The sequence below is a fragment of the uncultured Mobiluncus sp. genome, from assembly GCF_947087965.1.
Taxonomy (GTDB): domain Bacteria; phylum Actinomycetota; class Actinomycetes; order Actinomycetales; family Actinomycetaceae; genus Mobiluncus.
The window spans coordinates 164,244-190,872 of record NZ_CAMUES010000005.1; the positions used below are offsets into that span (position 1 = coordinate 164,244).

A 26,629-nucleotide genomic window follows, 5' to 3' on the forward strand; every position below is an offset into this window, starting at 1 on the left:
GTGGCCGGTAGGTGTGCGGATTCTTTCCCTTACACCCGCATCATTGTGTGCGGGACAGTTTTTCTACACTGCGACGCCGGGCACGCCACACGATAATCAGCCCATTCGCCAGCAGGAACAGTATCCAGGGTGTTAATGTTTCAACGTTGGCGCCGGTTACGGCCAGGCCACCGCCTGACCCCCCGCCGGATATCGGGGATGCTCCTTGTATGCCTGCCCCACCAAATCCGGTATCCTGCCCGTCCGCAGCCGTGTCACTACCACTACCGTTACTGTCGCCACTGTTGTTGTCTACCTTTTCCGGGGCGGGCACTTCCGGGCTGGGGGACTGCGACGGCTGCGGTTCATCTTTTTTCACCCCAGGCGCAGACAACACAACACACGACCCCGTACAGTTAGTAGGCACGGTCGTGTCCCCTACCCAAACAGGGCCAGACACCGGGCCGTCACTAACCCTAATACCGGTAACCGTAACAGTAGTGTCCCCTACCGGAAGGCTAACGGTTTTGGATACTGTTTTCCCGCCGGCTTGTAGAGCCTGGGTCGCCCCAGTGTCAATACCGGTTGCCATACCGGATCCGCCACCTTCGGGTTTGGACCAGGCGGTGGCCATACCGGCCCCACCACCCATCGGAGTCTTACCTGCGACCGGCACATTAGACATGCTCGGTTTGCCCCCACTCGTGCCCGATGCGTCACCGGCCTCTATACGTAGATTCTCCAACGGTAGAGATACATGAATGTTTGCGCCTTCTACCGGGGTCGTGCCGTTGTTGGTGACGGTCACCTTCCAAGACAGGGTTTTACCGGACTGGGTTGGTTCGCCCGTCTTCAACACGATTTTTGCTAACGGGTCTGTAGGCTTCGGTTTTTTCGCCATCCCACAAGCCGTCACACAGTCCCCCACGGAAGATATTGTGCGTTGCCCGCCGGTTTCGACCCACGCAAAGTTTTCGGACACATTCTTGGTTTTCACCTGCAGCTGTTTTGTGTCGCCCGCCGGCAAGGTTCCTAACGTTGCCCGGTTGCCTTCCACTGTGACCCCGCTAGTTTTTACCCAGGTAGCGTCTTTTACCGCGTCAACCACCGTCACCCCCACTACAGGTTTGTTGCCAGTGTTGGTGACAGTCACAGTCCAAACATCCGCCCCGTCTTGGGTTTTGGTGAATGTTTTTGTGACTTTCACCGTGTCGGGTATTTTTCCGGCAGGGGTGGATGCGGACGCGCATCCTTCGTCGGTACAAGACTGTGCGTCCACTATCCCTGGCCTGCCTTCACTGGTTTCAACATAGGCGAGGTTAGAGTCCGTGCCTTTTGTGGTGACTAGGTTGGTCACTATTTGTCCTGCCGGCAGTAGGTCTATCACCCAGGCACCGTCCACGATTTTGCCTATCCTCGGGGTGGGGGCAAACGTCGCGCCTTTCACCGTGTCTCGTATTTTTATGTCGGCTACGGGGGTGGTGTTGGTGTTGGTTACGGTCACGGTCCACACGTCGCCGCCGGTTTTGTCTTTCGACTGCCAGGTTTTAGTGACTTTCACACCCGCCGGTACACCTTTATTGTTATCTGGTTTGGGCCGCTCGGTTTTCGCGCACGCTTTAGTGCAGTCGCCCGGGTCTCGTCCCTCCCTGGTTTGGGCGTAGGCTTGGTTAGAATCTGTGCCTTTTGTGGTGACTTGTACGGTGGCTTCCCCACCAGCAGGCAGCAAGCCTATCTGCCACATGCCAGAGTCTGTATTGCCGGCCGTGGGCACACCCCAGGACGCACCCGGTATTGTGTCCACTATTTGTATATCTTTGACCGGTTCGCTGCCCGTGTTTTTGACGGTTATTTGCCACACGTCACCCGCGCTAGTGGTGTCTACAAACTTTTTCGACACCACTACACCGGCAGGTGTCGGGTCGGGTATTGTTCCGGTAGAGCATGCGGCTTCGGTTCCGCACCCGTCCGGTGGGGTAGGACGATTCCCGCCGTTAGCCCAAACGGTCACGTTGTCTTGCCCCACAGTTTTTAGCTCGACTGTTGCACTGTCCCCAGCCGGTAACCGGTCTAGCACCCATTCGTTACTACGGATTTCCCCGACCGTAGGCGTACCCCATTCGGGATCCCGTGCCCCGGTTTGGATGCGTATGTCGGTGGCTTCTTCGGGACCAGGGTTGGTGACTTTGACCTGCCACACGTCTTTCGTCCCGTCTTTACGCAACCATTTCGTAGACACGTCCACTTTTGGCACGGTCGGCGGTAAGGTCAAATCTACTTTGAAGGAAATAATTGTGGCTTGAGCCCCGCCCGCAACATTCAGGCTACCTTCGACACGGTTCATGCCTACCGGGGCCAGCATGGCGATGGTTGCGGTGGCTTCCCCACCCGGCTGTAGTTTCTCAATACTCCAAGCCTTGTCTACCGTCTTGCCTTTACTAGCATCAACAATTTTTGCGCCTTCCATACCCGGCGTGTTAGACACGGTGGCTTTCATGTCGGCAGTAGACACACCCGTGTTTCGGATGGTTATTTTCCATTCGACAGGCTGCCCGGCTTTAGCCTTATCCCCCTTCACCAGCGTGGTGGACGCATCAAACTTTGCCCCGTTACCCAACTTCGCCTCAGCAACATCACACTCGTCACTATCAGACGACAGGTCGTCGTTAGACACACACGGGTCTAGTTTTTTCCCAACCTTCACCGCAACCGACACATCATCGGGGCCGGTTTGCACCTCTATTGTGGCGGTCTTCTTCTCACCCGCCCCCAGTTCGGGTATAGTCCAGCTGGTGTCGTCCCCGGTAGTACCCGCCGGAAACTTACCTTTAACCCATTTTCCGTTGCTGGTTTTTATGAGCACGTTTTTGGCCCCTGACGCGGGTCCTTGCACGCTAACTTTCACAAGGGCTTTTTCGCCAGCTTTCGGCTCACCCTCCACGTTAGCATGCACAAGTAGTTTCCCTGCCGGGGCAACATGAACAATGTCACACCGGTCATCGTCCGCGTCCAGGCCCTCGTTCGCCCTACACCCATCCAAAGTAGGCAGTAGGGTGGAGGATGCTTTCCCGCTAATAGTCCATTTCCCGGACGGGTCCTCTATAGGTGTGGCGGTCAGGGTAATAGTTTTGGTTTCGCCCCCCGCCAAGTCGCCCACGTTCCAGGTGGTGCCGTCTATCCCGTCGAGTTTCAGGTCTTTCATGCTCTGGCTGGTGGCGAATTCGACTTTTACTCCGGTGACTGGTTTCTCGGTGGGGTTTTTTATGGTTGCTTTCCAAGTGTGGGGCTGCCCATACACAACCTCCCCACCACTGTCAGCCAGGTCAACCTGTAGTTGGGACGTGTCCTTCACTTCCGTATCCTTGCTGGCCGTCTTGGATAGTAGCGTGGACACTCTGACCGTGTGTTTCACACCGTCTTGCAGCGACACGCCACCCTTAACCTGCGCCAGGATGTTCACGCCGGTTGTTGCCCCGGCCGCGATTTTCGGGATGGTCACAGTCTTACCATCCGCACTCACCACCACTGGGCCTTCTTCACCGTCAGGGTCAACAAACTTCGGCTGCCACAAATCCGACCCATCCCCAGAATCCGCAGACACCACCACCACATCGTAAGCATCCCCCTCAGTCAGGTTAGACAGTTTCAGCACCCAAGTGCCTTCCTGGCCAGGAGCCGGTAGCATGTCCGGGGAAGACAAAACCGCCTGCACATCCCCAATACTTATCCGGGCGCATCCCGCTCCGCCAGGACAATCCCTACCCTGCGGGCCAGCCTGCAACCAAGTGTCGATAGGCGACTCTGCCGCCCCCTTATCCACCAGAACAGTCACCTGTTTAGACTTGCCAGCCGCTATAACACCTGGAGCCCAGGTAGACGACGTGGCCGCCTGGGATGCGCCACCACCCGTAATATCAACCTCCGTGAACCCCTCAGCAAACACCGGGTTCCCCTTATAGGTATCTCCCATAGACAGGCCCCAGGTTAAGACAGGGGAGTCTCCGGTCCCCGTGTTGGTCACATTCAAAACAAACTTGGCCCGCTTACCGTCTTTTGTCACCCCGTCCGGCACCAGTTTCGCATCCAACCTAGAAGCATCCACCAGGTTCAAATTGAATGTGCCCACATAGAACGGGGCGTATAGGGTGACGGGGATAGTTAACGGACCGTTTTGTGCCGGAGCCGTAACAACAACCGGGCCGGCCTCTTTCTTACCAATCACGTGTTTTTTCGTACCGTCTGCGAACGTTGCCGGAGAGGTTTCGTCGATGGTGAGGTATTCGAGACCGCTATAGTTGTTCCGGTCCGTGTTTATCGACCAGGAGGGGGCAGACAGGGAGCCGCCGCCCTCAGACCGAGGAGTTTTACGCAGAGAGATTAAAGGGTCAGCGCAATATTTTTTCGAGAACGGTTTGTAGAAACACAGCCCGGCAATAGATGCATCCCCGGCAAGTTCCATCCCAGTCTTAGGTTTCACCTTCATGGTTCCGGTCCAGGTCTCCCCAGCGTTGATTGCCGGAACCTTCACCGTCGCAGGATAATCAAACACTTCACTATTTGGTTTATACTCACTGGCACCCTCGACGCCGGTGGTGCCGTTGAACTCCATTCCCAAATCGAAAACGGGGGTGGACAGTTTCTTATTATTGTTGGTTAGTTTCAGTTCATAGTTCACGGCCCCGTCCGGGTCTATCGACACCGGGGCCATACTGGGCTCAATCTGGTTTATGTCGCCCGGTGCGGTCGGAACCTTCGCCACCACACAATACTTCACCCCCACGGGACACGCCTGCCCAGCCGGCTTTTTAAACTCATGCAACGGGTTAGAGGCATAAAACACGACATCGGCTGGTTTGGTTTTATCGATTAGTTCCCCGGTCGCGACTATCTCTATCGGTTTAGTCGTACAGTTAGTACCTTCACCACGCTGAACCCAATTCTTCTCCAAAACCATGCCGCAGCCGCCGTTCTCCCAGTCGGTCTTATACACGACCCCATCGGGGGTTTTCGCCTTCACCGTTGCGCCCTGCAACAACGCCGAACTATCAGCCCTATCCAGCCTCAACACGACCTTATATTTCCCTGACGTGTCCGTCTCAGCAGACACCACCTGCAGGGTAGGAGAAGAATCTTTCACCGTAGCGAAACATGATCCGTTAGTGCAGGTAGTAACATTGTCCCGAAGTTTCGTAGTCACGGTCACTGTGGATTCTTTTGCCGGTAGTTTCGCCCATTTAGCGATATCTATAAGGTGGGAATCCGCCCCAGAACCGAGCGGGTCGGTCATTTTGTCTTTACCGGCATCAAACAACGGGCTCTCTTTACCGTACTCTTGCCCGTCCTGTGTCACCGTATAGTCCAAGAATGTGCCCGGCATGTAGCCTTCACCGTTCGACTGATCCACCACCCTTATATGTGCCCGGTTGTAGTCCACCGTGATTTTCGGGTGAAGGTTCGTGATGGGGGCAAACTTCGACACGAGCCCGCCAGTATGCTGTTGGCGAGGCTGTCTCACCGTGTTGGCGTTCTCGTCAAGGATACTGTTGCCGTAAACGTCATAGGTTCGGAAGCCTCCTGCCCCATACACGTAACGTTTCCCAGAAAAATCGGCCATAAACAGTCGCGGATGGTGGCCGTTGTAGGACGCTTGCACAACATGCCCGTTCAAATCTTGCGGAGCCTTATTTGTATAGGCAGTAGGCTTATAGTCCACCCTGTTCAAGGTGTTGTTCCACGAAATGTCGTCGGTGAACTTGCCCGTGTATGTGTATTGGCAGCCACCAAGCCCCGTCGCCCCGCCTACAGACAGGAACTGGCCCCCGTCTCGGCCCGTGAACGTCTTCACCACAAAATTGGTTTCCGAACTGTCGGCAAGAAAACCAGTCCCGTCAGTATAAATACCACAAAACGACGACGCCCCCTCACTATTCACGTCATACCCAGATATTTCACGAATCGGCCTCGGAGAACTAACGTTACCAAGGTTACGGCTGGAGTATCCTTTCACCGCATCAAACGAATACTCTTTACCGTTTTCCCCCACTACCCGAATCAGCCCGTTTTCGGCACCGCCCCGAATATGCACACCACCCACCACCGGGGTGGAGCCGCCTAGTTTGCTGGTGATTTCTTCCGGGGCATGGGCAATAAAACAGCCCGTCATAAACAAACTACTAGTACTGTGCCCACAGTGAGACACGGTATGCGGGGTAGTAAACATTTTCGACACAAAATCCTTCTTGTGGAAGCTGCCGTCGTCTTGCGCCCCCCAAATATAGGTCCTGCCCCCAATCACAGCCAAAGCAAAATTGGAAGTGAAATACAGCTGTTTAAGATTAGTCGTGTCGGGTAGTCCCGCAACAGTCCCTTCCCCAAAAATACTGTCGTAGTAAGTTGTCTCGTCTCCGATACCGGTCAAAACAGCGCCATGATCAGTGCGACGCCTACCTTGAACGTCACGAATCTTCAACTTCCCGTCCTCGTTGACAAAATAGAACCCCGCAGTTTCGTCTATCGAAAGCTCGGTGGACTTATAGTCCTGGTTCGCGTCCAAGGGGACACCAACATACTTGAGGGCTATCTGCCATGTCGGGTCGGCACGATGTCGATAAAAATCGGACAGAGACGCAGACTCAAACTTGTCGTTGACAATAGTGGGAGCGTTAAGGAAACTGGTTTGAATAATACGGGTAGGTTTCAGGTCGCTTGTTCCCACAATCCTACGCAGCGGGGAGGGGGTAGTGGTTGACGGTTTCAGCCCTAACGACCCAGACGTTTGATGCCCCCACCCCCAAATCGTAGTATCGTTAGCCGCCCAAAAACCCCCGGTAGAGTTAGACGCAACATACTTAATGTTCTTATCATCAAAGAACGAGACCCACCCCCAGTCCCCATACGGGCAAACCGACGTATCGGCCTGCTTAAAATTGTTAAAGTTGAGCCCCTCAGGCTCCTCCGTATACTCTTTACTCAAACTGGTGCAATAAACAGAACCGGTAGCGTCGATACCAATGTTGCCTATCCCGGAAGCGGTCTTAAAAGTTTTCGTAGGCAAAACACTAGGAAGGGAGATGTTCGGTTCGGATATGACCGGTTCAAGTTGACGCACTGGCTTGCTGGGGTCGAGGGTGCGTTTGCCCCAAACATACCACTCCCCAGTTTGAGACATGGCACCAACAGTCCACTTGTCGGCAACCAGGCCAGCAATCTTATAACCATCCCCAGCCAACGCTGGCGGGGCAGTGACACCGAGAAGGACGAGGGCGGTAGCGATAACAGTAGCGGCGACATGTTTGGTTTTGTTCATGCCTTACGGTTGTGTGCGGGCAACATCCCCCAGCAAAACAAAACTCTGCAAAAAGCCGTGTAACCTACGGTTAGGTCTTCAGCCTCAACCGCTAGTGAGCCGGCCGCTTTCGCCAATGTCCGCTAACCTTCACCCCGTCCTTGCGCACATATGCGTTAACCCAAACATCGGCAGGACGACCTGACACGCTGCTTGCTATTCCGTCACTAGAGACAGACAAGCTACCTGTAGCGCTGGGCTGTCCCGGAAATACCCCACTTGTGGCAATCTGCGATGACCAGTTTTCCCCCTCCTGCGTAGTGGCTTTCCCAAGAGTGAAAGATTGTTTTCCACCAATCCACGATTTCGCCCCCAGCTGCCTGAGCTTATCTACCATACCTTTCACGTTGGAACCGGAAACAATATCTCGATGAGCCCGCAGAGAATCCGACAAGGCATCTGGCAGCGACACCATTACCCTTCTGACCTCAACAATAACTCGATCAGGATTCAAGCCTACGGTTTTCGCGAAACGCTCCCATCTGTAAGGCGAAACATCCTCAAAACGGTTAGCGCGACCTATAGGCATCGCCAGCCTAACTGTATCTAACGGGCGAAAGTCGAGATTACCTATATAGGGAATATAGGAGGTGACATCATATGCGGGGGCAAGTTCAACCCTGCCATCTGGATATTCGAGGAGGGAAAAATTTTTTCCATGCGCATCAGGAGCCACTATAGCCACGTTGAAAGCCAACTGGCGCACAAATTCGAGTGCCTGATCCTCACCGGCTACGGCTTTGATGAGTTTTGCTGATGCTGTGGCATCGGGTCCTTTTTCTTGCGAATACTTGTAGGAGGGATCTATCCGTAATACTTGGCATAAATCTTCTTGGTGTATCCTCCGGATGCCAGTCTCTGTGTTTTCACGGTCGAAACGTTCGATTACGCTGACACGTACACCGCCTACAGTTTCGATAGTTTCTTTCGCCGCTCTGATACCGATGCGGTTCATGGTGTTCAAGCAGATAGTTTCGTTGATGTCAGAATCCGGGAAACTGTTTTTGATTTCAGGTTTGAGGATGTGACTGGAGGGAAATCTTCCGAAGGGCAGGGCCCATTTTCCGTCTGGCAAGCGGTGAAGGGCGGTTTTCTTTTGTGCGCCAGCCAGCGAAAATTTACCGGGAGTGTCCAGTTTTTTGCCGCTGCGGACAGCCCAGAACCCCGTCCGATGGGCTACGGCTTCCATCAGTGCTTTGAGGTCTTGCTCATCTAGCGGTACGGCCTTGCCGTCCAGGTTCGGGGTTTTCTCTTCCGGCAGAAGCTGTATCGCGCCGGGGAGGTCTTGTCCTACCGCTCCCAGCAGCGATAGCGGGTCTCGGGGGTTTACACCGTAGTCTCGCCCCCATTCCTGACGGGTGTGTTCGTTCTCTGGAAGTAGTCCCTTTAGATAGGGTAGAGCGTTCACATTTGTGTTGTCTTTCGTGATTCCCAAGGATACTGGTTGCCCGTCCCAATCGGGATCGTATTCAAATTTGGCTTTGTTTTTGTCGCGGTAAAATCTGCCAATTTTTCTTCCGTAAAGGTAGGCGTCTAGCGTGTGGTACGTGGTGCTCATTTGGGATTTCCTTCAAGGATGGTGGGCAACGGTACCCCTACGGCTTGCGCGGCTTTCAAAGCTGTGTCCAAGCGCACGTTGGGGTTGCCGGCCTCGAGTCTCTTGATAGCCATACGAGATACCCCGGCTTTCTCGGCAAGGTTTTCTTGTGTGTAGTCGAATATGACGCGCCGCATTCGGATGAGCTGACCGAATTTTTCTGGTGTGTCTACAGGCGTCTCAACAATCTCCATATCCATATCTGAATGATACATTCACGATACATTTTTGTTAATAGTTTTTTGCTGCGCCATGCTTCACAGGTTCACGAGATCTTGTTGGGGGTAGATGATGGCTTTTTCGATAAATTCAGGGGTGGTGCGAATCATGTCCCCAGAAGTCTTTTGATGGGGTGGGGGTGTGTGGGTTTGCCTCCGGGTAGGGGTTCCAGTTTTTTCGAGGTTGGTTTTTCGGGGCGTGTTTGGTACGAGGGTACGGGGGTGTTTTGGGGCATTTTTGTGGGGCCATTTTTGTGGGTGTGCGGGGCTAATATTTTGGGCCGTTTTCAGTCCCCGTTTTGGGCCGGTTTTTTAAGGTGCGGGGTCAGGTTTTTGTGGGGGATTTTAAAAAAGTTATCCACAGGCTGTGGATAAAGTTATCCACAGGTTTAGCCGTTCAGGTTTCTTTCATAGTTGAGTGTCAGCGTATCAACTTTTATTTACGTGATGCTAAAATAATCTAAATAAGTGAATGTGCCTGTGTTCACATTAGCACAAAAATGGGGAGTCGAACAAATGTTCGATAGCCGATTTTTGTAACACGAAACTCTCGGGGGCCGAAAATCTTAAAAAACCGATCTCAAACACGTTTCGGAAAAAATCGCCAGCCGCGTTTGTACTGAAAAACACGAAAAACAGTGAGGTAAAACCCCAGGTCACAAAATAGTTAAGCCTGGTCAGAGGCGGTTTCAAACTTCCAGTACAAAATTAAACCCTATCTGACCAGCGGTTTTGTAAATTTTGTACTGGAGCAGTACAAACCAACAAAAGGCAAAGCAGAAGTAAAGAAAAAATCAAAGACGCTGATGGGGATAGGTGAAAATGGTGTAGAGATAGTTAATTATTTATTTTAATTACAAATAGTACAAATATATTTATATATACTTAACGCGAGGAGTGGAAAAAAAATTTACTGTTTCTGGAGATGTCTCTATACAAGTTTGAGGATCAAAAAATTTTTTTTTCTGTATCTTAAGTAGTTGTAGTATTTAAAAAATTTTGTACGTTTTGTACTGGAAACGGACTTTTGGTTGATATAGCAACGAAAAGTGGGTTTGCAATTTTGTACTGGAAGTTGTACTGAAGCCAGTACAATTGCACATAATCCCAGTTCAGGGCGTGTTTAGAATTTTGTACTGGAGACGTGCTACATTTATCAGGATTGGGGAAAAACGCTCCCACCAGGGCAAACGCAAAAACACGTGATTCCCAGGAATAACACCCCCGCCAGCAACACAAAAACCATAGCCCAACCCCAGCACAACACCCCTCAAATCTTCACAAAAACGCCCCTTAGACGCACGACCCCCCGCACACCCCACCCCGTACACGAAACACAGGGGGCTAATGCGTAAAAAGGGGCAAAGAATGAATCCGAAAATTTTTGTTGCATTAATAAGGAAGCAAAACCCAACCTTGGAGAACCCTGGGAGAAAAGTGGGGTTGGAGGTCGTCTTAAAAAAGTTATCCACAGGGTTATCCACAGGAAAAAGAGAGTTATCCACAGGCTGTTTTTGGGGGTAAAACACCCCTGTCGCACACCCCAAAAACCACCCGTTTTTGCCCCCAAAAAACACCCGAAAAACAGCAGCCTCTTCCACCGAAAAAACGACCCTAAAAACCCCCGTCTACTCCTTCCAAAAAACCCACCGCCCTACCGCCAGACTGCGTCCCCAAAAAACCCCTACCCAAAAACATGTCGCCCCCAAAAAAAGTTGCCCGCACACAATGACAAGACATGATCAAACTCGCATACACCGGCACCGCCCGTCTGAAAAACATCCTCACACCCTACCAGCCCTACGGCGACCCCGACATGGGCAAAGCAATACCCCAAATCCGGGACAACCCACCCCACCTGCTAATCATCCACGCGCCCGAACCCGTCTACCCCATCTACGGCACACCCATCGAACAGATTATTACCGAACTAGCCGACAGCGGCACCACCGTCATCGTTATCCAGCCCGACGGTGCAGAAAACATCGCCACCGGTCTGCCTCATACTATTTATCTCACGCCACAAGACGACCTCACACCCTATCTCATCGTTGCTGGGCTCACCCCCCAACCCGGCACCGCCCTAACAATCGAAGAACCCGAACCTGAACTTGAATCGGTCGGAGAGCCTGAGCCTGGACTTGAATCGGTCGGAGAGCCTGAGCCTGGACTTGAATCGGTCGGAGAACCCGAACCTGGACTTGAATCGGTCGGAGAGCCCGAACCTGGACTTGAATCGGTCGGAGAACCCGGATTGGTCGGAGAGCCTGAACTTGAATCGGTGGCTGGGGTCGAAACTGGGATAAAGAATGAACCTTTTAGTGAGACGGTATGGGCGGCCGAATCTAGGACTGAGCCTGAACCTGAATCTAATCCGGTCGGAGAATCCGAACTTGAGCCCGCTCTGGTCGAAGAACCTGAACCTGAATCCAATCTGGTCGGAGAGCCTGAATCTAATCCGGTTGAAGAACTCGAGTTTGTCTCGGTTGAAGGACTTGAATCTATTGAGGAATCTGTTTTGGTCGAAGAACCCGAACTTGAATCCAATCTGGTCGGAGAGCCTGAATCTAATCCCGTTGCAGAACCCGAACTTGAATCCATTACAGTTGGAGAACCTGGGTCTGCCCTGGTCGGAGAACCCGAACTCGAAGCTAATCCGATTGCGGAGCCTGAATCGGTTGAAGAACTTGGATCCAATTCGGTTGAAGGGTTTGGATCTGGAAGCGAACCCGTAGCTGGGTCTGAAGTGTCCGGGGAGGCTGTGTTTGAGGCTGACTATTCTTGGCCGGTTTTAGACACGGTGGACGGTGCCGGTGTCACACCGGTTACCCAACTCGAATTCGTGACCGAGCCAGAGCCCTTGGTTGAGCCCGAACAAACATCTACGGTAGGGCTAGAACCCTTGGTTGAGCCCGAACAAGAACCTGCGGTAGGGCCGGAGTCTTTTGTTGAGCCTGTGTCTAAAACGGAGTGGGGACAGGCTACTGCGACGGGTTCCGGGGTTGTCGCAGATGAGAATAGTTACGGGCCTGGGCAAGCCTTGGACGAAAAACCCGAGCCGACAGCTAAATTAGGCACTACGCCCCTCAATGTTGAGGACGGCACTCAGCGAGTTGATAGCGCGGAAGAATTTTTAAGCATGACCGAACCCGAACCAGGATCCGAATCTGAACCCGAATCTGAGCCAGAGCCTATAGTCGCGGTTGAGCCTGAGCCGGTATCGGATTCTATACCCACGTCCGGGTTCGAGAGCATGCCTACGGTTGAGACTGGACATGTATCTGAACCAGTAACCGAATCTGTGTCCGAACCAGTATTTGAATCGGTTTTTGAGCCTACCCCCGGTGTTGAGGCAACGGCTAACGGTGATACTCCCGACTGGCTTACCCCTGAGCCCGCCCCCGTGGCCGAGCCTACGCCTGAGAATAGTACTCCCGACTGGCTTACCCCCGAGCCCGCCCCCGTGGCCGAGCCTACGCCTGAGAATAATACTCCCGACTGGCTTACCCCCGAATCCGTATCCGATTCTGTATTCGAACCGGCAGCGGATCCCGTGTTTGAGGCGGCGACCGATAATAAATCCCCCGAACCTGCCCCTGCATCTACACCATCATTTGAAGCATCGGACGGTAACAACAACCCCAGTTGGCTCACCCCTGAGACTACCCCCGTGTTTGAGGCAACGGCTGATAGTACGCCCAACTGGCTAACACAGCCCATAGCTGAGCCGGCATCGGATTTTACGTCCACGGTCGAGCCCGAAACCATGCCTGTAATTGAGCCCGCCTCCGTAGTTGAACCTGCGCCTGAGAACGGTACGCCCGATTGGTTGGCCCCCGAACCGACATCCGAATCTGTGCCTACACCCGAGAACGGTAACAATACCCCTGGTTGGCTCACGCCCGGATCTACACCCGTGGTTGAACCTATGTCCGAGAACAGCACACCTGGTTGGCTTGCCACCGAGCCAATATCTGAACCTGTGTCTAACCCTGCCACCGTGGTTGAGCCTGCGCCTGAAACGATATCTGGATTAGTATCTGAACCGGTATTTGAGTCCACGGTCGAAAACGATACCCCCGATTGGCTTGCCCCTACCCCCGTGGTCGAGCCTGCGCCTGAGAATAGTACTCTTGATTGGCTTAACCCCGAATCGGTAGCAGAACCGAAGCCAGATTTCATGCCTACGGTCGAGGCTGAATCGGCATTGGAGCCTGCGACCGACAACACCTCCAGCTGGTTAGCACAGCCTGTGTCTGAGTCTGCCCCCGTGGCCGAGGCAACGACTGGTAGTACCCCCGACTGGTTAACGCAGCCCGAATCCGCCACCGTAGTTGAACCCGCGCCCGAGAATAGTACTCCCGACTGGCTTACCCCCGAACCGGTGTCTAACCCTGCCACCGTGGTTGAGCCCACGCCCGAACCCGTATCCGACCCTACCCCTATAGATACGCCACAAAACTGGACCACCACCACCACCACTACGGCACAAAACACGCCAGACTGGGTTAAACAAAAAACCCAAACCGCCACCACCCCCACACCTACCGCCACCACTGTCGCCACCCTAACCACGCCCACACGGCCCACCATCCCCACCATCACCAGCACCCGCCACGCCCTCGCCACACTCATCAGCGCTAAAGGCGGCGTAGGAAAAACCCTACTCACCATCACCCTCGCCGACACCGCCGTCCGCTACGGGCCAGGAGGCTATCGGGTATCCATCATCGACGCAAACCGAGGCCAAGCAGACATCGGCCCCTACCTCAACCTCCCCGAAACCACCCCATCCATCTACCAAACCACCCAAAACCACAATCCACTCCTCCAACACCTCACCCCCAACCGGATAAACCAGTATCGACAAGGATTAGGTGACGTCGGGTATGCGGTCACCCTCGCCCCACCCACCGACCTATCCGACCCCCACCTCATCGACACCAGCCTCTACACCGAAACCATCAACACCATCACCGAAAACTCCAACCTCACCCTCATCGACACCGCCACAACCGAAAACTACGACACCACCAGCCTCATCGAAGACGTGATCATTCCCGCCACCCTCAACCACGCCGGCTGGATCATCGCCGTCACCGACACATCCCGCACCGGCGCCACCAACCTCACCAAACGGCTCAACCAATACTTTATGAAAGGTGTCAGCCCCGCAAAAACCATTATCGTCATCAACCAGGCCACCAACCCCAACGACCCCGCATATCAGCAGGCTACTAAAACCCTCCAACCATTAGGCACACCCATCATCACCATCCCCCACTCCAACCTGGTCTATCAACTCTCCGCCCAGGCTCGTATGGCTACCTCTGCCCCTAACATGGCTCCACCTTTGCAGCAGGTTTTGTCTACTGTTACGGGCCAGCCGGGGTTCGTCAACAACACCGCCCCAACCCCCACCACTATCACCACCGGTAGCAGCCCCCAGGCCGGTAACAAGTCGGGGTTTTTCAACAAACTATTCAAATAAGGACGCATTATGTTTAGGACACCAGACGGGCGCTTCACCAACCCGATCTTGAATAGGGCAGGAGGACAGTCCCACCATGTATAGGACATCCGACGGACGGTTCACCAACCGGCCCCAGCCCCAAACCGTCAACAACACGCCCAAACCCATCAACGTTCTCAACCAAGCCCGCCACACCGCAAACTGGCAGCGCGGACAAGCCATCACCCGACTAAAAAACGGGCAACTCACCCCCAACCAGCTAATCCAACTCGCCAAACAACACCCCTACCTACAAAAAATCAGTCTCCAAACCATCATCCAAAACACACCCAACCTCCCCCGCACTATCAAAAACCGGTGGCAACAAAAACTCGCCCAACAAGCCCAAAAAACCCTCCCCGAAAACCCTGATATTGCCTGGCTCCTCGACCGGCGTACAGGACAAAAACGGTTACGAGCCTTCCAAGAAACCCTCAACACCCAAACCGCCCCACCCTGGCCCGGCTGGCCCTACACACCCAAACCACAACACCCTGAACAAAAACCATAAAAGGAACACCAAAAATAATTCCCCCACACGGTGACACCTATGGCGAAACCCCCCAAAGACCACCACCTACTCGGTAAAGAAACCCTCCTCATCCACAACCTCACCCAACTACCCGAAACCCACTACCAAAAAGCCAGAGACAACTGGTGGCGCACGCATCAAAAAACCATCGACTGGCTCACATGGACAATAGCGAAAGCCACAAAACACACCACGGAAGAAAACCGGCAACACATCCAAACCGTAATTGCCGAATCATTCTGTGCCATCACCAACCAGATGCGGCAAACCCCCCACTATGCCACCAACGTAATCAAATTCGAAACCATCATCTTCTACCATGCTAGAGACAGGTACCGGCGTGAAACAGACAAAATGGACACCCCCGCCTCCGGCATGGTCAACTCCAAACGCAAACAGCGCGAACTACAAAAAACCGTCCACCAACTCCACAACCAAGGCATCCACAACCCCACCGTCACCCAAATCGTTCAAGAAACCAACCAGCGGCTATTAGCCACTAGGAAAAACCCGAAACGGTCCGGAATACTCGTAACCGAAAAAGATTTGCAAACCAATTGGCAGCCGCCCACCACTATTGAAGACTACAACCAGCCCGGGGCCGAAACCAACCAGGCCGGATTCACCATCCAAGAACTCCGTGACAGTATTATCGCCCAACTAGCGGAACAAACCGACATGTTCCTTACCAATTTGCAGGATGGGCGTGGCCCGAAAACAGGGCTCGAAAAACAACTCTACACACCACTCACCACCATCACCCGCAGTCTCCTACCCGAACAATACCAGACACTATTAGCCCCTCAACAGTCCAGTATCGAGACGTTACGCAACCAGTTGAAACAGGCTCTCGACCCGAAACAATCCAGCATCCTGCCCCTACCGCCAGTAATCGAACTGTGGGCGGGTATCGGTGTCACCATCGGCCACCAGCAGGCACACCAGGCTACACGGCTGACCGTGGTTGATAGCGTGTCGGTGAAAAAAACCATACAAGCCGCGTTTCCTCACGTTCCCTGTGTGGTGGCTAAACCTGGGGAGGGTGCGGACACAATCGTGGAGCGAATCAGTAGCCAGACCGATTTAGGCACACCGTCGATGGTTGTGTCCACGGTCAAGCGAGAAAACCTAGACACCGTGTTGGGGGTTGTTCCTAAACTTTGCGCCCCCATCATCATTTTCTACAGCCACAGTAAAACTGTTGTCAAAGATTTGGAGGATAGGCTCACCAGTTTTGAGAAGGGCCGTTACCGTTTCGAGACAGTCATGGTGAACGTTTCAAACATGGGGGTTCCGGTTGATGACTGTTGGTGGATAACAGTCTGTACCCTAGACGCGGCATTGACAAGAAACATTTGTAAAGGGTTGGTAGAAAAAATATGCGAAACCGCCGCATCTATCCGGGACGTGTGTCCACAGTTTAGGTGGGAGAAATATTATCTGCGGGGTAGGGGTTGGAAGGCTTATTCTACGGATCGGCCTTTGCGCCGGTTGCCGGACGGGTTGCGTGCCCCGACCCGGCCCGGTAGGGCGCACGTGTTGTCTGTTTCTGATATGCGCACCATTTTGGGGTATCCGGATAGTTTAGATGATGTGGGGTATGTTCGGTTGCGGGATTCGCCTCCGCCGAGGATAGTGTTGGTTGTGGTGGGGGTGTCGTGTCGGGTGGTGAATCCTTGCATGGTTGAAATAGTGGCGTAACGTTGACCGTAATGTTGGCGGGGTCGTTGCCCGCACACGATAAACAGGCATGAAACGTTTACCTGGTTTTAAACTTACTCTGCTGTCTGTGTTGGCGGTTTTTGTCGTGTCTGGGGGGGGCTTGCCACCGTCGCTGCTTGGCAGGATAGTCTCACAATCGGTGATGTGACTGTCACGTCGGGGGAGGGCTGGAAACCGTTAAAGTTTATACAGGTGGATGGTGGGCGTGGCTCGTCTGGTGGTTTGGACGAGGACGGGAACTTTTGGGGCTGGGGTGGTGAAGAATGTGGGAATGCTTTCGTAGGTTCTTATTCTTCTAAGGTAAGGGGTGTTCCTGTCGGGTTCCGGGTTGCTCAGGTCGGTGTTGAGGAATCGAACACGGTTCTGTTGGATGATGCGGGGCAGGCTTGGATGTGTGGGTCGTCTAGGTATGGTTCTCTCGGCGACGGCAAAGAAGTACAAGACAGTAGCGAGGTCCATGCTCCGGTGGTGAAGGTTGTTGGTGGACACAAATTTATTCAGGTCGCGGCAGGCAGCGAACGTACCTTCGCGATCGACGAGAACCGTAAACTGTGGGGGTGGGGATCAACTTACGGGGGCCGTCTCGGCACAGACTGCCCAAACCAGCCAGGCAGAAACACCGGGTGTTCCACGCCGGTACAGATACCGATAAAAAACCGGGCCGGCATCGAAGCCAATATCGTAAAAATTTTTACCGGACCCGACCGTGCGTTCGCTATTGATGAGGACGGTAACCTATACGGCTGGGGCTGGAACCTATCCAAAGCCATCACCGGCACCACCGACCGTGACATCTATCAGCCGCTACTACTCGACGACACCGGAAAATATGTTGAAGTCGCAACCGGGGAAGAGCACACGGTCGCTATCGACAAGCAAGGAAACCTATGGGGATGGGGATACAACCGGGACGGCCAGTTAGGGCTCGGCGACCCGAACAAAACCGGCATCTACACCTATACTCAACCTACCCGGATAAATGATGGACGCACCTACACCCATGTTACTGCCGGACGCGACTACACCCTCGCGATCAGCCGCGACGGCAACACTTACGCATTCGGCAGAAACGATAACGGACAGTTAGGGGTAGGAGACAAAACCAACCGATACACCCCCACTTTAGTTTCAGGTGGGCACAAGTTTACCCAGCTGGCGGCAGGAGAATTCAACAGTCTAGCCATCGACACTACCGGGCAGGTTTGGACATGGGGGTCTGGTAGCGCGATAGGCATCGGAACAGACCAGACTAACGCGCGATGGTTAGAACCTCATAAACCTGCCGTCAAAAAATAAGGCTACCCCCACACCACGATAAGGGGGGCACAAAAATGTTTAGAGCAGCCCGTGAGGGGTGCGCCACCGCCAGCCGCTAGGCCCAACAGTAGCAACGACCTAAGAAAGTATAGGGGTTGATTAATTGAATTAATTGATTGGGTTGGTTGAATTAACCAATTGGGTTGGGTTGGGTTGGACTTGTCGGTTTTTTTTTGGCTGGTTGGTTGGTTGTGTTGGGGGTTTCTTTTAGTTTTCGTTTCGTTTTTTCTCTGTTTGTTTTGTTGGGGGGTGGGGGTGTGTTGTGGCTGCCCCCCGTGTGTGTTTTGTGTCCTTCTTTTTTTGTTGTTTGCTGTGTGCCTGTCGGCGGCGTGCCGGGCGGGTCGGTAATGTTGTTGCGTGTCCTTGATGGGGTGTCGTAGCGTGTTCGGTGAGTGTTCGTGTCTGTGGTGTGTGTTTGTGGCAAGGCTATTTTTTGTGCGACAGGGGGCTAGTGTTTTTGGTTGCGTGGACCAGTCATTTTGTGGCGTGCATGTTGGTGGTGACAGTTTTTTGTTGGTGCTGTTTTGGTAGGGGCTAATGTGTGCCAGTCGTGTCGGGGTGTTGAACATTTTTCGTTATTGCTGTTTTGATGTTTTGGGGTTGGTGACGTGAAATGTTGTCGTGTTGTTGGTGTGCGGGGCTCGTGAGGGGGTGGCTTTGTGAAACCTACACGGCTCAACATGGTTATAAGTGTAGGTTGAACATTATATGCCGGCCCCCTTTCTGCGTGCTTTCGCCACCCTAACGAGCATCGTCAACATTTTTACGTCACCTATCCTTGTATCGGAAAAAACGGTAAACGAAAACGTTCAGCATCCTCGTCATGTTTATTTGGCGCACGTCTAGCCCCCCTTTGCCGAAACTTTCTGCGCCTACACAAAATTGTTGCCACCAACTGTCCACAAATGTTGGTCCCGTGCCAAAACACTCTGTCTTTCTTGTCACACAAATAGCCTTGTCGCAAACACACGCCTTGGTTGTAGTAATGTTTTCTTTTCTTGTGTCTGTCTTATTCTGCCGCACCCCTTGTATCTTTCCTGTCTCCATTCACATATCCAACAACACGAACCTAGCCCCCCACATTTAGCCAAAATATCGGTAAACAACACGATTACCTTTACGAAAAACTAGCCCCTAACCTGTAACGTTAGCCTCCCCCTCTCCTGGTGGGTGGGGGTGGTTTTTTGTTTGTTGGGTTTGTGTGCGGGGTTTTTTGCTTGTTTTTGTGGCTGTTTTTGGGGGGTTTTTGGGGTGGTTTTTTGCCCGCACACAATAGCAGGGTGATTTCGTTTTGTTGCCTATAGTGTTAGGGGTTTGTTTTGGTTGCGAAGAATCTTAACGTGTTTAGGTTGGTGCGTTCTGGTGGTTTGCCGGAGCCGGGGGTGATGGTGGGGCGTGCTGCGTCTGGGGCGTCTATGTTGGTGTCTGGGGGTAGGGCTGTTTCTCTGTTTGTGGTTAGGGAGCGGGGGGTGGTGTCTGGTTTTGTTTGTGTGCCTGGTGGGGGTCGGGTTGATGAGGGTGTGCAGGTGTTTGCGTCTAGTGTTGGGGCGAAGGCGGTGCGTGTTGAGCATGGTGTGTTGCCGGTGTTGGTTTCGTCTGGTGAGATTGGGGTGTTGAGGTTTGATGGGTTTGATGATTCTAAGGCGGGTGTGGTTCAGGCTGGGGCGGATTTTTCTTCTGTGGCGCAGGTGTTGGGGTCTTCGTTGGGTGAGGGGGATTGGTTTGGGGTGGTGTTTAGGGGTGCGTCTAAGGTTTTGGGTGAGCGTAGGGCTTGGGGTAGGTGGTTGGATTCTCGGCAGCGTAGCGATTTGGGGCGGGTGATGTTGGGTGGTTCTCATGCGACTCGTCAGTCGGTGCCGGTGGTGTGTTCGTTTTTTGCGGGGTCGGTTCGTGGTGGGGTGACGGGTGCCCTGTTGGAGGGTGTGGTGTCTGGTTTGCCGGGGTGGGATGTGTCGGTGTCTGCTGCCCGTGTGGGTCGGTTGGGTGCGGGTTTGGTGGGGTTGGTTCCTGTGGTGTTGGGTGGGTTGGTGGCGTGGTGGCCGGTGTTGGTGGATCAGGTTTTTGGGGCGGGGTCGGCTGCCGAGTTGGCGGGTGTGAGGTTTGTGGCTTATTGGGGTGGCTGGTTTGCTAATGCGGTTTTTGGTTTGGGTGTGTTTTTGGGTTTGTTGTGGTGGCTGTTGTTGTGGCGTGGGGTGGGGGTGTGTTTGCGTAACCGTGTGGTGGGTTGGTTGTCGGGTTGGATGTTTGGTGTGCCGCCGGTGAAGTTGTTTAAGCGTCGTGGTGGGGTGCGTGGTGGTGTGGAGACGGTGGTGTCTGGTCGGGATGCGGATTATCCTTTAGCCAGGCGTTGTTTTATGGCGGCTCCGCATCAGTTGGCGGCGTTGGTTGCTCCGCAGGCGGGTGCGTTGTCGGGTGAGGGTGTGGTGGCGTCGCGGGTGGTGCCGCGTGGTTTGCGTGAAGCGTCGGGGGCGTTGGTGGGTTCTGGTGAGGGTGGTGTGGTGCGTTTGTCGTGGCCGGATGTTGGTTTGGGTGTGGCTGTGGTTGGTGTGCCTGGGTCTGGTAAGTCTGTACTGTTGCAGCATTTGTGGGGGGCGGAGTGTTTCGAGAAGCAGCGGCCGTCGGGTGCGTCGGGTGCGCCGGGGGCTCATAATGCGTTGATTGGTTTTGATGTGAAGGATGAGTCTGCTGGGGAGTATGTGGATTGGTCTAGGACGGCTGGCCGGTTTTGTTTGCGTGTCGATTTTGCTTGCCCTAACGGGTCGCAGATTGATTTTTTTGGTGGCCTTCCGGCGGGGACGGATAAGGCTGCGTTTGTGACTGATGGGTTTGCGTATGCGTTTGGTGGTGAGGAGTGGACGGCGTCTAAGGAAGCGTTGGGGATGGTGTTCGCTGGCGGTCTGTGTCTTTCTCGTGAGGATGGTTTGGCAGTGTCGGGCTTGCCGGGGTGTGAGGGTGTGAATCCTGATGGGTCGTTTGTGCATTTTGCTCACGTGTTGTTGGGTGGGTTTGGTGATGTGGCTGCGCGTGCCCTGTTTGACCGGTTGGTGTTGCGGGCTGGTGTTGATGAGGGGGCGGGGCGTGCGGTGGCTCGTTTGCGTCCGGTGTTTGATAGGCAGCCTCGTGAACGTGCCGCGTTTTTTCAGGCTCCTCGGAATAAGTTGGATGTGTTGCGTGGCTGTGATTGGGTTTTTAAACCTCGGGTTGGTGTGGAGGATGTGGTGAATCCTGGGTTGCGGGTGGTGTTTCCTGACTGGTCTAGGGTGGTGTGTGGTTTTGGTGATGTGGTGGTGATGTCTGGGGCTACGTCTAGGGGTGAGGTGTTGAATGAGTCTGCGGAAAGAATTTTGTCGGCGTTGGCGTTTTATTCTTTGCGGGAGACGATACAGCGGGAGTGTATTGGTTGGGATAGGCAGGGTCGTCATGTGTCGTTGTTTGTGGATGAGTTGTCGTTGGTGGCGGCGGCTGGTGGTTCGCAGGTGGTGGGTTGGTTTAGGGATCGGGGCCGGTCGTTTGGGGTGCGTCCGTTTTTTGGTACCCAGTATTTGGAGCAGTTGGAGCCGGAGTTGGCGCGTACTGTGATGACGTTCCCTAACCTGTTTGCTTTCAAACAAGGTGCGGCGGTGTTGGCTGATGGTTTGGCTCGTGAACTGTCGGGGGATGGGTCTGATTTTGGTGGCCCGGATTTGTTGAACCTGCCGTTGTATGAGGCGGTGTTGCGTGCGGATGTGGGGGGTAGGCGTCAGCCTGCGGTGCCGTTGCGGGTGGTGTATTTTTCGGAGCGTAAGGCCGAGTATGGGCGTGTGTTACGCACTACTGGGGGTGGTTTAGAGTGAGTGGACGGTTGAAGTGTTTGGGTCGTGTTGAGGACAGGTTGCAGGATGTGTCCGCGGTGGTGTTGATGGTGTTTTCTCTACTGGTTGTGTTGGGGTTGGATGTGTTTTTGGTGTGGTGTGCGTTGGGGGGTTTTTGGTGGGTGTGGCCGATGTTGGGGGTGTTGTTTTGGGTGGAGGTCTTGTTTGGGTTTTCGTTGTTGGTGGGCTGGTTGCAGCATCGTGCCGACGATAATAGTGAAGACATGTAAGGGGGTGTGTGGTTGTGTTGTTGTCTGATTTGTCTGGTGGGGCTGGTGTGAGGTTTGACCCGTTTTATGGGGGCATGTTTGGGGATTCGTCTCGTTTTTTGTGGGCGTCTTATAGCCAAGTGGTGGAGGCTGATGGTGTTGGCTTGGTGGGGTTGCCGGCTAGTTTTAGGGTTGAGGATGATTTGTTGGTGGGGTTGTTGTCTGGTGGGTTGCGTGGTCGGGTGTTGCGTGTGTTGGGTTTGGTGGTGCAGTGGCGGACTTTGAGTGTGGAGCAGTTGGCCGACTGGTTGGGGGTCGAGTCGGGTAGGGTGTGGCGGTGTGTTTTGGCGCTGTGGGGTTTTGGTTTGGTTGAGTTGGGGTTTGCGTCTAACGGCCTGCGTCTGTCTAAAGAACGTAGGGGTGTGTTGGTGCGGTGTTTGCGTAATAGTAGGGCGTGGGGTGAGTTGCGTTGGTTGCTGTCGTATGGGGAGTGGTTGAGCGTGTGTGGTGGGGTGGGGGGTGTGGGTGGTGGTCATTATGATCGGCATAATGTTTTGATGTCGGAGTTGACGTTGCGGGTGCGGGAGAATATGGGTGGGGAGGTTGGTTTGGTGTTGGGTGAGCCGTTGGCGACTATGGATTTGCTGTTTGGGTCGGGGTTGGGGTTGCCTGCGCGTTTGGATGGTCGTGGTGTGCCGGTGGTGGATTCTCGTCGGGCTGATGGGGTGTGGGTGCGTGGGGATGGTTTGCGGGTGGTGGTGGAGTTTACGGTGCGGGATTCTCCGTCGTTGTCGGGTAAGTTGCGTCGTTGGTTGAATTATTTGGGGTCGTTTCCTTTGGAGCGGTGTGGGGTGGTTTTGTTGGTGGTGTGTGCTTGTCGTGAGGTGGGTGAGGGTGAGCGGGTGCGGCATCATGTGTCGTCGTTGTTTGAGGGGTTTCCTGAGTATGCGTGGCGGGGGCGGGTGTTTTTTGTGGATTGGGCGGATTGGTTTCCGGGTCCTGGTCGGGTTGATGGGGGCCGGTTTTTTGATGGGCGCGTGTTGGGGGCTGATTCTGGTTTTGGTTGGGGGTCTGAGGTGTGTTTGTGGGGCGAGGATGGTTTGGGGTTTGGGGCGGGGTTTGATGCTGGTGCGGTGTTGGCGAATGGGCGTGCCGTGGGTTGGTGAGGGTGGTTACCAGGTTGGTGTTGGGGTTATTGTGCTAGTACTTTGACGGGTTCGCGCCTACTGGTGGTTGTTCCGTCGCCGAGTTGTCCTGCTTGATTGTCGCCCCATGCCCAGGCTTGCCCAGTAACGTCTAAGGCTACCGTGTATTGGTCGGCTGCCACTATTTGGACGAATTTGTGACCGCCTCTGACTTTATTCGGAGTATCGTTGCGGTACCCGCTATCATAACCGATACCGATTTCCCCAGCGTCGTTACTACCCCATGCCCAGGCATCACCGTTAGTGTCTAGGGCGACCGTATGCCCATAGCTTGCCGATATTTGTTTAAATTCGTGCCCGCCTTTGACTTTATGCGGGATTGGAGTGGCCCCATTGGGGGTACCGATTCCCAGCTTATCTCCGTAGTTGTCTCCCCAAGCCCAGGCGTCACCGTCAGTATCTATAGCTACCACCGGTCCGTACGCAGCGAAATCGCCGGCTGTTGATATTTGTTTGAATTTGTGCCCACCCGAAACTTTTACAGGGGTGTGTCTATCGGTGGTTGTTCCGTCCCCAAGCTGCCCTGTCTCGTTGTTGCCCCACGCCCAAGCATCGCCGTCGGTGTCTATTGCGAGCGTCCAGCCGGCCCCCGCTGTTACTTGAGTAAATTTGTGTCCGTCTGCGACCTTAATCGGGGTAAGTTCTCGACCGTTGGCTTTCCCGTTCCCGAGCCGACCGTATCCGTTGGCGCCCCACGCCCAGGCTTGCCCATCGGTGTCTATAGCGACTACGTGATAGGCACCTATCGATATTTGGGTAAACTTGTGTCCGTCTGCTACTTTCACGGGAGTGTTTCGATTTGTGGTGGTGCCGTCGCCGAGTTGGGCAAAGTAGTTGTTGCCCCACGCCCAAGCACCATCGTTTTTGTCTATAGCGAATGCGAGCGCCCCTCTTGTAAAGATTTGTTTAAACTTGTGTTCGCCTACGATTTTTTGCGGGACAAGAATCTTTTTATCGGCTAGCCCTACTCCTAGGTAGCCGGAGTAGTTATTACCCCATCCCCAGGCTTGTCCGGTAGTATCTATGGCGTAAGTTATATGTCGTTCTGCCGCTATTTGGGTGAATTTGTGGCCGCCCCAGCCGTCTCCTGATGTTATGGTCGCGTCACCTACCGTAAGCGTGTCTTGCCATGCGGTGACGGTTGCAAGCCCCCCCCCAGACACGACAAAAACTGCCAACACGGACAGCAGAGTAAGTTTCAGGCCGGATAGGTGTTTCATGTTTGGTTGTCGTGTGCGGGGGTCGCCCCTCAACCAACGGTTTGTGTTAACAATTATGGGGTTGTGGGTAGGGGTGGTGTTCCTATAGGTGCAGGGTAGAGGGTTTTGCCCGGAATGTTTAGGGAAAACCATAGTTTTGTCCAACAGTCTGGGCGACAATGGTGGTGCGGTGTCACATGGACGAGACACCCCAACAATGTTGTTCCATATTTTCCCCCACACGGTAGAGGGTGTAAGAAACAACAAATACGACCCTACGGGGTTGTGAGTCTCAAGGAGTTGAGAAAAATGAACAGGAAGTTCGTGGTTGCGGCTGCTGGTTGTGTGGCGGCTTTAGTGTTTAGCGGTGTCCCGGCATGGGCTGGAGGGCAGGATTCTTCTAGTAACCAGTTTGCTGGGGCTGTTACTGAGCGTATTGATGGTAAAGACCGTATCGACACCAATATGAAGGTAGTGGCTGAACAGCATCCTGGTCTTACTAAGCCGTATCATGCTTATTTGGCTCGTGCCGATTTGGGTTTTGATGCTTTGTCGGCTAGTCCTTTAACTTTTAAAGGGCCGGTTATTTTGGTAGATACCCATGCTGATCCGAAAACTGTGACGGCTAACCAGCTGGATCCGTTAGGGATTCATGAGGTCACTATTGTTGGTGGGCCTGGGGCTGTGCCTGACAAGTTTGTGAATGGTTTGGGTGTGAAGGTTCGGGAGCGTATTTGGGGTCCGGATCGCTATGGGACTAATTTGGCTGCCGCGAAGCAGGCTTTTCCTGATCCTCAAACGATTTTCATGATTAGGGGTAATGGTGCTGGTGATGGTGAGGCGGCGTTGGCTGCTTCTTTGACTAAGTTTGGGCCGGTGTTGTTTGTGGGGCCGCGTGGCTGTAATGCTGAGCAGAAGGCTTGGGTTGAGTCGAATCCTCATGCGACTGTTTCGATTATTGGTAACGCTCCTGATTATCCTGCGAAGGCTGGGCAGCGTCGGATTAGTCGGATTGGTTTTTCTCAGACTCCTGAGCGGGTGTCTGCTTTGGTGGCTAAGCAGACGTTCCCGTCTGGTAATCCTAAGATGTATATTGCTCGGTCGGATACGTTGGCTGATGCTATTGCGGCGGCGAATATTATTTATGATGGGCCTGTTGTTTTGGTGAATCCGGCTGGTTTTCCTGCTGATGCTTTGTTGGCGGCTAAGGATTTGCGTGCTACGACTGTGGTTGCGTTGGGTGGTGAGGCTGCTATTCCTGAGTCTGTGTTGTCGTTGTTTAGGGTGAAGTCTGGGGTGAAGCCGGTTCCGGGGTCTGGTGGGAATCCTGGGGCGAATCCTGGGGCTACACCTAACGCTAATGGTGGGAAAGTCTGGAACAATACAGACCCCCTAAAACGTTCCATGTTTATCAAAGATAATCCTGGTTGGGAGGAGCCGACCCAATACACTCCGGCACTTGACAAAGGACTTGTTCATGGTTGGAAGATGTTGAAGGGGACTGTTGCGACCCCGGTTCACGACCCGGCTTTGGATAAGGTTGCTGAGTCTGGTTCTGGTTCTGCGGGTATGCTGACTATTGTGCCGAAGGGTGACCCCTATGATACTCCTGCGTTGCCTATGCTTGGGCCTGGGCTTACTGATCAGTGGAAGGATCCTCTGTTCGGGTGCCAGCCTGGCGATATTGCCCGCACCGCTGTCGGGGACTATGTGATCACTAAGGTTACTTATGGGCGGTATGTTTCTGGCGTGAAGGCGATACAGCAGTATATTGGCGGCGAATACAACATGATCGGGGTTAGCCCGGTTTGGGTTGTGAAAGTCGAAGGCACCCTGGTTGGTGGTAATGGTCAGGAGCAGATGATTGATGCTTCTGGGGTTACTGTGTTGGTTCGTGACGGCAAACCCGTAGAGTAAGAAAACGGCTCGAACACAACCATCTA

The 26,629-nt window shown here is 53.8% G+C and carries 12 protein-coding genes; 8 read left to right on the forward strand and 4 right to left on the reverse strand.

What is annotated here, in order from left to right; genetic code table 11:
• Nucleotides 1-40: 40 nt before the first annotated feature.
• From Q0V70_RS06820 to Q0V70_RS06830, 3 genes are all read right to left on the reverse strand, one after another.
• On the reverse strand, nucleotides 41-7,285 hold the full coding sequence (locus Q0V70_RS06820; protein ID WP_297589974.1) for a hypothetical protein: 7,245 nt from the start codon (nucleotides 7,283-7,285) through the stop codon (nucleotides 41-43).
• A gap of 91 nt (nucleotides 7,286-7,376) precedes the next feature.
• Nucleotides 7,377-8,882 carry a type II toxin-antitoxin system HipA family toxin gene (locus Q0V70_RS06825; RefSeq protein WP_297589977.1) on the reverse strand — a complete coding sequence of 502 codons (1,506 nt, stop codon included), beginning with the start codon at nucleotides 8,880-8,882 and terminating at the stop codon, nucleotides 7,377-7,379.
• Nucleotides 8,879-9,121: a helix-turn-helix transcriptional regulator gene (locus tag Q0V70_RS06830; RefSeq protein ID WP_004007738.1), complete on the reverse strand. Its 243-nt coding sequence runs from the start codon at nucleotides 9,119-9,121 to the stop codon at nucleotides 8,879-8,881. The genes Q0V70_RS06825 and Q0V70_RS06830 overlap by 4 nt, the downstream gene beginning before the upstream one ends.
• 1,756 nt (nucleotides 9,122-10,877) lie before the next feature.
• Here Q0V70_RS06830 and Q0V70_RS06835 point away from each other — a divergent pair.
• From Q0V70_RS06835 to Q0V70_RS06865, 7 genes are all read left to right on the forward strand, one after another.
• Entirely contained in the window at nucleotides 10,878-14,630 is a 3,753-nt protein-coding gene (locus Q0V70_RS06835; RefSeq protein WP_297589980.1) for a hypothetical protein, read from the forward strand.
• Between the two features lie 76 nt (nucleotides 14,631-14,706).
• Nucleotides 14,707-15,162, forward strand: a complete 456-nt coding sequence (locus Q0V70_RS06840) for a hypothetical protein (protein WP_297589983.1) — start codon at nucleotides 14,707-14,709, stop codon at nucleotides 15,160-15,162.
• Nucleotides 15,163-15,201: 39 nt separating this feature from the next.
• Nucleotides 15,202-16,884 carry a hypothetical protein gene (locus Q0V70_RS06845; RefSeq protein WP_297589985.1) on the forward strand — a complete coding sequence of 561 codons (1,683 nt, stop codon included), beginning with the start codon at nucleotides 15,202-15,204 and terminating at the stop codon, nucleotides 16,882-16,884.
• 165 nt (nucleotides 16,885-17,049) lie between these two features.
• Nucleotides 17,050-18,201, forward strand: a complete 1,152-nt coding sequence (locus tag Q0V70_RS06850) for a hypothetical protein (RefSeq protein WP_297589987.1) — start codon at nucleotides 17,050-17,052, stop codon at nucleotides 18,199-18,201.
• Nucleotides 18,202-19,541: 1,340 nt separating this feature from the next.
• Nucleotides 19,542-22,055, forward strand: a complete 2,514-nt coding sequence (locus Q0V70_RS06855) for a hypothetical protein (RefSeq protein ID WP_297589989.1) — start codon at nucleotides 19,542-19,544, stop codon at nucleotides 22,053-22,055.
• Nucleotides 22,052-22,303, forward strand: a complete 252-nt coding sequence (locus tag Q0V70_RS06860; protein WP_297589991.1) for a hypothetical protein — start codon at nucleotides 22,052-22,054, stop codon at nucleotides 22,301-22,303. Before Q0V70_RS06855 ends, Q0V70_RS06860 begins: the two co-directional genes overlap by 4 nt.
• An 8-nt stretch (nucleotides 22,304-22,311) precedes the next feature.
• Nucleotides 22,312-23,448: a hypothetical protein gene (locus Q0V70_RS06865; protein ID WP_297589993.1), complete on the forward strand. Its 1,137-nt coding sequence runs from the start codon at nucleotides 22,312-22,314 to the stop codon at nucleotides 23,446-23,448.
• A gap of 26 nt (nucleotides 23,449-23,474) precedes the next feature.
• On the opposite strand, the gene Q0V70_RS06870 is transcribed toward Q0V70_RS06865, so the two are convergent.
• Nucleotides 23,475-24,707 (reverse strand): hypothetical protein, encoded by a 1,233-nt coding sequence (locus Q0V70_RS06870; RefSeq protein ID WP_297589996.1) that lies wholly within the window; start codon nucleotides 24,705-24,707, stop codon nucleotides 23,475-23,477.
• Between the two features lie 288 nt (nucleotides 24,708-24,995).
• Between Q0V70_RS06870 and Q0V70_RS06875 the strand changes: the two genes are divergently transcribed.
• On the forward strand, nucleotides 24,996-26,603 hold the full coding sequence (locus tag Q0V70_RS06875; RefSeq protein WP_297589999.1) for a cell wall-binding repeat-containing protein: 1,608 nt from the start codon (nucleotides 24,996-24,998) through the stop codon (nucleotides 26,601-26,603).
• Nucleotides 26,604-26,629: the final 26 nt, after the last annotated feature.